Raw genomic sequence first — 10,072 nt, forward strand, 5'->3', positions numbered from 1 at the left:
AGCGATATGAAAAAGATTGGCTTTATCGGTTTAGGTAATATGGGTCTTCCGATGTCTAAAAATTTAGTTAAATCGAGTTACACAGTATACGGTGTGGATTTAAATAAAGAGGCCGAAGCTTCCTTTGAAAATGAAGGAGGAATTATTGGCTTATCAATCTCAAAACTAGCAGAAACATGCGATGTGATTTTTACAAGTTTACCTTCACCTCGCGCTGTTGAAGCGGTGTATTTTGGGGAAGAAGGATTATTTGAAAATAGCCACTCGAATGTAGTTTTAATTGATACAAGTACTGTATCTCCACAATTAAACAAACAGTTAGAGGAAGCTGCAAAGGAAAAGAAAGTAGACTTTTTAGCAGCGCCTGTTAGTGGTGGGGTAATTGGAGCTGAAAACCGTACATTAACGTTTATGGTTGGTGGATCGAAAGAAGTATATGAGAAAACGGAATCTATCATGGGCGTACTAGGCGCGAATGTTTTCCATGTTAGTGAGCAGATTGATAGTGGCACAACAGTTAAATTAATTAATAACCTATTAATTGGTTTTTATACAGCTGGTGTGAGTGAAGCTTTAACATTAGCGAAAAAGAATAATATGGATTTAGATAAAATGTTTGATATTTTAAATGTAAGTTACGGTCAAAGTAGAATTTATGAGCGTAATTATAAAAGTTTCATTGCAACTGAAAACTACGATCCAGGCTTTACTGTGAATTTATTAAAGAAAGATTTAGGATTTGCAGTAGATTTAGCGAAAGAAAGCGAACTTCACTTACCAGTAAGCGAAATGCTATTAAACGTATATGAAGAAGCAAGTGAGGCAGGATATGGTGAAAACGATATGGCTGCTTTATATAAGAAAGTTAGTGAACAATTAATTTCTAATCAAAAATAATAGACTTATGTACTTCATAAAAAAGGAGAGAATATAATGATTACAACTGAAATTAAACGAGTAAAAAATCATATTAATGGTGAGTGGGTAGAATCTACTGGTACAGAAGTAGAAGCAGTTCCGAATCCGGCGACTGGAAAAATTATCGCTTACGTTCCGCTATCTCCGAAAGAAGATGTTGAAAAAGCTGTTGAAGCGGCAAAAGCAGCATACGAAACATGGTCTAAAGTACCAGTTCCGAATCGTTCAAGACAATTGTATAAATATTTACAGCTTTTACAAGAAAATAAAGAAGAGCTTGCTAAAATCATTACGCTAGAAAATGGTAAAACATTAATGGATGCAACTGGTGAAGTGCAGCGAGGGATTGAAGCGGTAGAACTTGCAACATCAGCACCAAATTTAATGATGGGACAAGCTCTTCCGAATATTGCTAGCGGCATTGATGGATCGATTTGGCGCTACCCAATTGGAGTTGTTGCTGGTATTACACCGTTTAACTTCCCAATGATGATTCCATTATGGATGTTCCCACTTGCAATTGCTTGCGGTAATACGTTCGTATTAAAAACATCGGAAAGAACGCCACTTTTAGCAGAGCGACTTGTAGAGTTATTCTATGAAGCTGGTTTTCCAAAAGGGGTATTGAATTTAGTACAAGGCGGAAAAGATGTTGTAAATAGCATTTTAGAAAGTAAAGATATTCAAGCTATTTCATTCGTTGGATCTGAGCCGGTAGCTCGTTACGTGTATGAAACAGGTACGAAACACGGGAAACGTGTACAAGCGTTAGCTGGTGCAAAAAACCATGCGATTGTAATGCCTGATTGCAATCTTGAGAAAACAGTGCAAGGTGTAATTGGATCTGCATTCGCAAGTAGTGGAGAGCGCTGCATGGCATGTTCAGTAGTAGCAGTAGTTGATGAAATTGCTGATGAATTCATCGACGTACTAGTAGCAGAGACGAAGAAGTTAAAAGTAGGTGACGGTTTCCACGAAGATAATTATGTTGGACCATTAATTCGTGAATCTCATAAAGAGCGCGTATTAGGCTATATTAATAGCGGTGTAGCAGATGGAGCAACTTTATTAGTTGATGGTCGCAAAATTAAGGAAGAAGTTGGAGAAGGTTACTTTGTAGGTGCGACAATCTTTGATGGTGTAAATCAAGAAATGAAAATTTGGCAAGATGAAATTTTTGCTCCAGTATTAAGCATTGTACGAGTTAAAGATTTAGAAGAAGGTATTAAATTAACAAATCAATCTAAATTTGCAAATGGCGCGGTTATTTATACGTCAAATGGTAAACATGCACAAACGTTCCGTGATAATATCGATGCTGGTATGATCGGTGTAAACGTAAACGTTCCAGCACCAATGGCATTTTTCGCATTTGCAGGAAATAAAGCTTCATTCTTTGGTGATTTAGGTACAAATGGTACAGATGGTGTTCAATTCTATACACGTAAAAAAGTTGTAACAGAGCGCTGGTTTTAATAGAGAGTAAACAGCCAAAACAGTTGTTAAATGAAAAACACCACTCTGAAGATGTGGTGTTTTTCGTCTTGTTAATTATTTTTTTCAAAAGCTAGTTTAATACCAAAACCAATTAAGACGATTCCTGTTAAGCCTTGAATATAACGTTGCGTCCTCGGTTTTTTCATAAAAGCACTAATTTTATCAATTAAAAATATATAAAAAGCGAACCAAATAACTGTTAATACGAGGTAAGTAAGACCCATTACGAGAAGTTGAATAAACGTATTATGATTTGGATTTAAAAATTGAGGTAAAAAGGTTAAAAAGAAGACTGCAACTTTAGGGTTTAATAAATTCGTAAGAAACCCTTGGCGAAAGCAAGAAGTGTGTTCATCTTCATTATTTAAAGATATATCGTTCGTATCAAAGCCTTCTTTGTTTCTTACCGCTAAAAGGGCTTTAATGCCAATATAAATTAAATACAGAGCTCCAACGTACTTGAAAATAGAAAATAAAAGAGCTGACTTTACAATAATTGCGGAAAGTCCGATTACTGCTGCTAAAGTATGAATTAAAAGTGCAACACATGTACCGAACACTGTTTTCACTCCACCGACCTTACCGGCAACCAATGTATTTTTCGTCGCCATTGCAGTATCAGGACCGGGTAAAATAATAAGACAAATAGACATAATGATGAAAAGAAAATAATTTTCAATCATAGTTGCTCCTCCTTTTTATTTTTAGAATATTTGATTAAAAATAGTGTAGCACACATTTTTGATTTAATAAAATTAAATTTTATTAAAAATTATTAAATGAGAAAGAGGCTATATAGTAGTGAAATTCCACTACTATATAGCCTCAATTTTATCCCGCATGACCGGACGATCGGTGAGGGCTAATAATAAGCGGGTAATGAACCCCCACTTATTAATGTTTCACCTTATTATGCATTAAGTAAGTTAAAGAACCGATTTACATCTTCTTCTGAAACATCACTTAATTGCTTATATTTATAATTCGGATTTTGATCTTTATCAACGACAACGGATCGTACTCCTTCGAAGAAATCTTCATGTCTCATGAAATTTTTAGCAAGTACAAGGTCGGTAGCGAAACATTCTTCAACGGATTTATCTTGTCCATCAATAAACTGTTTTAAAGTTACTTTTAATGAAATAGGGGATTTTGATAATAGCGTTTCTTTTGTTTTTAAAGCAAAGGAACTTTGAGCTTTCTCCAATGAATGGACGATCTCTTCAATTGTATCGAAAGCAAAATGAGTATTCATTTCTTCTAATGAAGGAGCAAGCTCGCTTTCTAATTTTGGAGCAGTTGCAAATGTACGAATGACTTCTTTTAAATTAGTATGTACATCATCTTGTTTATGCCAATTTACACTTTCAAGTTCAGTAAGGAAAATTGGTAATGAATCAGATGTCATAAAGTAATCAGCAGCGTTTATAAATAATACGTCAGCAGCTTTTAAAACAGATGCTGTTAAAGCAACATAGCGGCCAGCAAACCCTGGAGCTTTATTTAAGAAATAAGCAGCACCGACATCTGGGAAGAAGCCGATATTCATCTCTGGCATTGCCCATTTCGTACGCTCAGTTACAATTCGATATTTCGCACCATTTGTAATACCGACACCACCGCCCATTACAATTCCATCTAAACAAGCGATGATCGGTTTTTTATATTGATAAATATATGTATCAATTTCATACTCTTCTTCAAAAAAACGTTCCGCATGCTGCAATGCAGCTTCATTTGAACGCGCTTCATAAAGAGTTTTAATGTCGCCGCCTGCACAAAAACCTTTTGTGCCAGCTCCTTTTAATACGATAAGCGCAATTCGCTCATCATGTTCCCATTCTTTCAATTTTTGCCCAATTGGTTGCAACATGTCATAAGATAAAGAATTAAGTGCTTTTGGGCGGTTTAAAGTAATTGATGCAACGCCGTTTTCGCTAACAGAAAATAAAACGTGTTCAGTCATAATTCATCCTCCCTTACATATCTTCTTATTCTTAATTCTTGATACGTACTGAAATGTCCTTTATAAATTTTGTCTAAAGTTGACGGTACGTGTTAATTTGTATACCGCATATTTTGACGAGATATATTTGCAGGATTTCTGAGGTTGAAAATGAATATTACAACATTACTGTAATTGTAATTATTTGAAATTATCATGATAAACACGCTATTATATATGTGTAAATTGTGCATAATCACTTCAAAAAGAGTATTTGAAGTGATTATGCTGAAAGAAAAATTGCTTTTCATTAGAAATAGAGAAAGGAGAAATCGGAATGCCAGGACCTTTACTATTGTCGGTGATTATTTTGTCTTCTTTAATGATAGGGATAACGCAGTATTTTCATCATACAGATACGACAGAGGAAGTGAAGGATAAAGTACGACTTGTATTTCCGATTTTTATCATATCTATTTCTTTTTGCATTTTATTAAATAAGGATGGGTACATTATCGCAGTATTTTCATTTTTTGTAGCGATCGTTTTCATTACAGTTTTATATTATGTAATGAAAGACTTTATACAAAAATAAAGATGTCACATTAGACATTTTTATTTTTACAATAAATAAAATTTCACATACCGTATTATATATAAAAATAAAAAACATATAGCGGTAGAAAAGTGTGTACTTTGCCGTGTATTTACTTGTCAATCTTGCATAGCCAATATACTATTAATAGTGTAGAGATTAGAAAAAGGGGTTGTATCTGTCATGAAATTTGAGATGCACACAAAAATTATTTCAAATGAAAAAGAAGTAAGATTACATATAGAAGAAAACATATTTCAATTAAAATTGGATGGTTATCATTTATTTACAGTTCAAGAAATATTGCCTTTATATAAATCAAATGAAGAAAGAATTGGTAGTGCAATGATACAAAAGTTAGAGTGGGAAAACGGAAAAACTACAATAAACTATCAACTCGTATCACTAAAATCAGTAAATTAAAAGGAGCAGGAAACTATGAAGTTATTTCATACAGCGGATTGGCATTTAGGAAAGCTCGTTCATGGCGTGTATATGACTGAAGATCAAAAGATTGTATTAGATCAGTTTGTACAAGCTGTTGAAGAAGAAAAACCAGATGCCGTAATTATTGCAGGGGATTTATATGACCGAGCAATTCCACCTACAGAAGCAGTAGACTTATTAAATGATGTTTTACAAAAAATAGTCATTGATTTACAAACACCAGTTATTGCGGTTGCAGGAAACCATGATAGTCCAGATCGTATTCATTTTGGAAGTAGTTTAATGAAGAAACAAGGATTATTTATTGTGGGACAATTTCAATTTCCATATGAGCCAATTATATTAAATGATGAATATGGTGAGGTTCACTTCCATCTCGTTCCATATGTGGATCCAAGCATAGTTAGACATGTTTTGAAAAACGAAGATGTACGTTCTCATGATGATGCGATGCGTATTTTTATGAATGAGCTTTCTGAAACAATGGATAAAGAAGCAAGACACGTATTTGTTGGTCATGCATTTGTAACTTCTGCGGGAGAAGCGGAAGAGAATACAAGTGATGCAGAACGACCACTTTCAATTGGTGGTGCTGAATACGTAAATAGTCATTATTTTGATAAGTTTCATTACACAGCGCTTGGACATTTACATCAAGCGCATTTTGTACGTAATGAGACAATTCGATATTCAGGTTCTCCACTTGCATATTCTATTTCTGAAGAAAAACATAAAAAAGGATATTATATTGTGGAACTGGACGAGCAAGGTGAAGCAACAATTGAAAAAAGGTTACTTGCACCACGTCGTAAAATGCGAACAGTAGAAGCGAAAATAGATGAATTATTACAACATCCAGTAAGTGAAGATTATGTGTTTGTAAAATTATTAGATGAAAATCCTGTCTTGCAGCCAATGGAAAAAATACGATCTGTATATCCAAATGCAATGCATGTTGAAAGATCTATTCAAAGACGAGAGTTCACAGAGTCAAATGAAGTAACTGTTTCAAGACATAAAACGGATGATTTATCGTTATTAAAGGCTTTTTATAAAGAAATGAAAGGCTTAGATTTATCAGAAGAGAAAGAACGTCTATTTGTAGAAGTACTACAAACAGTGCAAGAACGGGAAGGTGAACGAGGATGAGACCGATTCAGCTAATTATGACAGCATTTGGGCCATATAAACAGAAAGAAGTAATCGATTTTAATGATCTTGGAGATCATCGTATTTTCGCCATTTCTGGGAATACAGGAGCTGGAAAGACAACGATTTTTGATGCGATTTGTTATGTGTTATATGGTGAGGCAAGCGGAGAAGAACGTAGTGATACGAGCATGCTTCGCAGTCAATTTGCTGATGATAATATGTATACAAGTGTAGAACTAACCTTTCAGTTAAAAGGGAAACGTTATGAAATAAAACGACAACTTGGACATAAAAAACAAGGGAACAAGACAATTACGGGACATGCAGTAGAACTATATGAAGTGATTGATGAAGAGAATGTTCCAGCTGTTGATCGTTTCCATGTAACGGATGTAAATAAAAAAGTGGAAGATTTAATTGGTTTAAGTAAACATCAATTTAGCCAAATTGTTATGTTACCACAAGGGGAATTCCGAAAACTATTAACATCTGAGACAGAAAACAAAGAAGAAATTTTACGTCGTATTTTTAAAACGGATCGTTATAAGTTAATGCGTGAGTTACTTGATCAAAAACGAAAACAATGGAAAGACGTTTTACAAGAAAAACAGAAAGAGCGAGAGCTATACTTCCGTAATGTTTTCAAATTACCAATCCGCGATGGAGCATTATTAGAGACATTAGTGGAACAAGAACATGTAAACACGCATCAAGTAGTAGAAGCATTAGAACAAGAAACAGATGTGTATAAGGCAGAGGTGGAGCAATTACAAGTAGAACAAGATGTTCAAACGAAGCAATTAAAGGATGCTGAAACACGTTTTCATGCAGCGAAATCCATAAATGAGAAATTTATAGATTTACAACAAAAGAATGAGAAATATAACACTTTACAAGAAAATCGTACAGTTATTGAAATGAAAGAAAAATCTTTTAAACGTGCGGAAGAAGCGAAGCGCTTATTACCATTTGAACAATGGTACGAAGAAGCAATGCAAAATGAGCAGAAGGCTGAAAGTTTATTAAAACAAATAATCGCTAAAAAAGAAAATGTAACGAAAAGCTTTGAACTTGCTCAGGAGAAATATGAAGCGGTAAAGAATAAAGAACCTGAGAGAGAAAATGCAAAAAAACTTGTTCAAAGATTAGAAGAGTTACAACCGATTATTGCATCATTAGCTGAGAAACAGTTGAATTTACAAAATGCAGAAATTCAAATAGGGAAATTAAAAGAAAGTATGCAAAACTTAGATCGACAATTAGATGAGCATACAAATCAAAAACAGCTAATGTCTGATGAATTACAGCAATTAGAACGAGCACTTGAGCAATATGTAGCTAAAGTAGAGGAACTAACGAATATGCGAGAAGATGCCAAAGTTTTAAAGCAAGCATATGATGTTTGGCAAGAAAAGCAAAAATTCGAGAAAGAAAAAGAAGCGGCATATAATAAGATGCGATTGGCAGTTAACGCATATGAAAATATGGAACGTCGCTGGTTCAGTGAACAAGCTGGTATATTAGCTCTTCATCTACATGATGGCGAATCTTGTCCAGTATGTGGTAGTACGAACCATCCGAAAAAAGCTACAGAGCAAAGTAATGCGATCGATGAAAAAGAGTTAAATGATTTAAGAGAAAAGAAAAATGTTGCTGAAAAATTACATGTTCAATTAGAGGAGAAATGGAATTTCTATCACCTACAATATGAACAGGTAATAGAGGAGGTTAAGAAGCGAGGCTATCGCTCAGAGGAATTAGTTGAAACATACAGTGCACTTGTTCAAAAAGGAAAACAATTAGCAACTGAAGTAAATACGCTAAAAGCAAGTGAAGAAACGCGTAAGCAAACTGCTGTGAATATAAAGAGTGTAGAAGAAAAAGTAGATGCACTTCAGAAACAAAAGCGTGAGGTAGAAACAGTACAGCACCGTACAGAAATGGAGTGTATGCAGCTTCGTACGTCATATGAACACGATAAGAAAAATATTCCTGAAAACTTACAAACAGTCCAAGCTTGGAAAGTCCAGTTTGACCAAGCTATGCATGAACTCAAATTAATGGAGGACGAATGGAAGAAAGTGCAGGAAGCGTATCAACATTGGCAAAATGAAAATATACGTATTCAAGCAGAACAGGAAAGTGCTTCTAATCAATTTGAAAGTACAAAATTGAAGAAAGAAGAGACGTTTACGCGCTTTATGAAAGAGCTTGAGCAGAGCGGATTTACCGATCAAATTACGTATAAAGAAGCGAAATTAAGTGATGCCGAGATGGATATGTTACAAAAAGAAATTCAAAGCTATTACTCATCTCTTGAAGTACTTGCAAAACAAATTGAAGAGTTACATGCTGAATTAAAAGGTAAAGAGTATATGGATATTACGGCGTTAGGTGAACATATAAAAGATTTAGAAATCAATCTTGATATCATTAAAGAAAAACGTCAACGTGCGCAAAATGCGGTAACATATATTTCTGACTTACATGAAAATATTAGACGTATCGATGAGCAAATTCATGAGGAAGAAAAAGCTTTCCAAGAACTTGTTGATTTATATGAAGTAATGAAAGGTGATAACGAAAGCCGTATATCATTTGAACGTTACATCTTAATTGAGTATTTAGAACAAATCGTTCAAATTGCAAACGAGCGATTACGTAAATTATCAAATGGACAATTTTATTTAAAACGAAGTGAGCGAGTTGAAAAGAGAAATCGTCAAAGTGGATTAGGATTAGATGTATACGACGCATACACTGGTCAAACACGCGATGTAAAAACATTATCTGGCGGCGAGAAATTTAATGCATCACTTTGTTTAGCGCTTGGAATGGCAGACGTCATTCAAGCGTATGAAGGCGGTATTTCCATCGAAACGATGTTTATCGACGAAGGCTTTGGTTCATTAGATGAGGAATCATTAACAAAAGCAGTTGACGCCTTAATTGACTTACAAAAATCAGGCCGATTTATCGGTGTCATTTCACACGTTCAAGAGCTGAAAAACGCAATGCCGGCTGTATTAGAAGTAACGAAGCAGAAGGATGGGTGTAGTCAGACGAGGTTTGTGGTGAAGTAAGTTCAAGTGTAATTCATACTTAAAGCATTCTTTGCGGGTTTCTAGTATAGAACTTATGATAAAACAAATGCCATCTCTTAATAGAGGTGGCATTTGTTTGTTATTCAATATAAAACAATTCACCTACGAGTTATCTGGAGAAGGCGGTGTATTTTCCAAACGATTATAAGCTTTAAAAGCCGAAATTGCCGATATAACACCACCTACTAAAAATAAAGCTGATCCACTGACTAATATGATACGACTGACATATGTTTCACGAGCTTCTTCAACTTCTTCTTGTAACATTGTTGGCATTTGAAATCCCCCTAAACAACATTTATTTTGTAGATAGTATATACAAACGCCTAAAATATGTTAAAATCACTGGATAGTGTTAGGAGGGAGTATATAGTTAGATGTGAATTGTTTGAAAAATCTTCATTATAAATATAT

Annotated in this window: 9 protein-coding genes; 6 read left to right on the forward strand and 3 right to left on the reverse strand. The window is 34.5% G+C overall.

Annotated elements, in window-relative coordinates; all coding sequences use genetic code 11:
- Window positions 1–6: 6 nt before the first annotated feature.
- Window positions 7–897 (forward strand): NAD(P)-dependent oxidoreductase, encoded by an 891-nt coding sequence (locus tag GFJ36_RS11045; RefSeq protein ID WP_000719430.1) that lies wholly within the window; start codon window positions 7–9, stop codon window positions 895–897.
- A 36-nt stretch (window positions 898–933) separates the two neighbouring features.
- Entirely contained in the window at window positions 934–2,394 is a 1,461-nt protein-coding gene (locus GFJ36_RS11050) for a CoA-acylating methylmalonate-semialdehyde dehydrogenase (RefSeq protein WP_097891462.1), read from the forward strand.
- Between the two features lie 71 nt (window positions 2,395–2,465).
- On the opposite strand, the gene GFJ36_RS11055 is transcribed toward GFJ36_RS11050, so the two are convergent.
- A complete protein-coding gene (locus GFJ36_RS11055; protein WP_000572331.1) occupies window positions 2,466–3,098 on the reverse strand; it encodes a LysE family translocator in 633 nt (210 codons plus the stop codon).
- A 227-nt stretch (window positions 3,099–3,325) separates the two neighbouring features.
- Window positions 3,326–4,381: an enoyl-CoA hydratase/isomerase family protein gene (locus GFJ36_RS11060; RefSeq protein ID WP_087982437.1), complete on the reverse strand. Its 1,056-nt coding sequence runs from the start codon at window positions 4,379–4,381 to the stop codon at window positions 3,326–3,328.
- Window positions 4,382–4,697: 316 nt separating this feature from the next.
- Here GFJ36_RS11060 and GFJ36_RS11065 point away from each other — a divergent pair, with 316 nt between their 5' ends.
- The 4 genes from GFJ36_RS11065 to GFJ36_RS11080 all read left to right on the forward strand — a co-directional run bounded on the left by GFJ36_RS11065 (window position 4,698) and on the right by GFJ36_RS11080 (window position 9,637).
- Complete coding sequence (locus GFJ36_RS11065; RefSeq protein WP_046955733.1) at window positions 4,698–4,955, forward strand: hypothetical protein; 258 nt, start codon at window positions 4,698–4,700, stop codon at window positions 4,953–4,955.
- Window positions 4,956–5,138: 183 nt separating this feature from the next.
- Complete coding sequence (locus tag GFJ36_RS11070) at window positions 5,139–5,378, forward strand: DUF2584 family protein (RefSeq protein ID WP_000667347.1); 240 nt, start codon at window positions 5,139–5,141, stop codon at window positions 5,376–5,378.
- A gap of 15 nt (window positions 5,379–5,393) precedes the next feature.
- Window positions 5,394–6,551, forward strand: a complete 1,158-nt coding sequence (locus GFJ36_RS11075; protein WP_098230672.1) for an exonuclease SbcCD subunit D — start codon at window positions 5,394–5,396, stop codon at window positions 6,549–6,551.
- Window positions 6,548–9,637, forward strand: coding sequence for an AAA family ATPase (locus GFJ36_RS11080; protein WP_097891466.1), 3,090 nt, complete (start codon window positions 6,548–6,550; stop codon window positions 9,635–9,637). The genes GFJ36_RS11075 and GFJ36_RS11080 overlap by 4 nt, the downstream gene beginning before the upstream one ends.
- Before the next feature lie 123 nt (window positions 9,638–9,760).
- On the opposite strand, the gene GFJ36_RS29090 is transcribed toward GFJ36_RS11080, so the two are convergent.
- Window positions 9,761–9,934, reverse strand: coding sequence for a hypothetical protein (locus tag GFJ36_RS29090; protein ID WP_001142749.1), 174 nt, complete (start codon window positions 9,932–9,934; stop codon window positions 9,761–9,763).
- Window positions 9,935–10,072 lie beyond the last annotated feature (138 nt).

The organism is Bacillus sp. EE-W1 (assembly GCF_009760835.1).
Lineage (GTDB): Bacteria > Bacillota > Bacilli > Bacillales > Bacillaceae_G > Bacillus_A > Bacillus_A wiedmannii.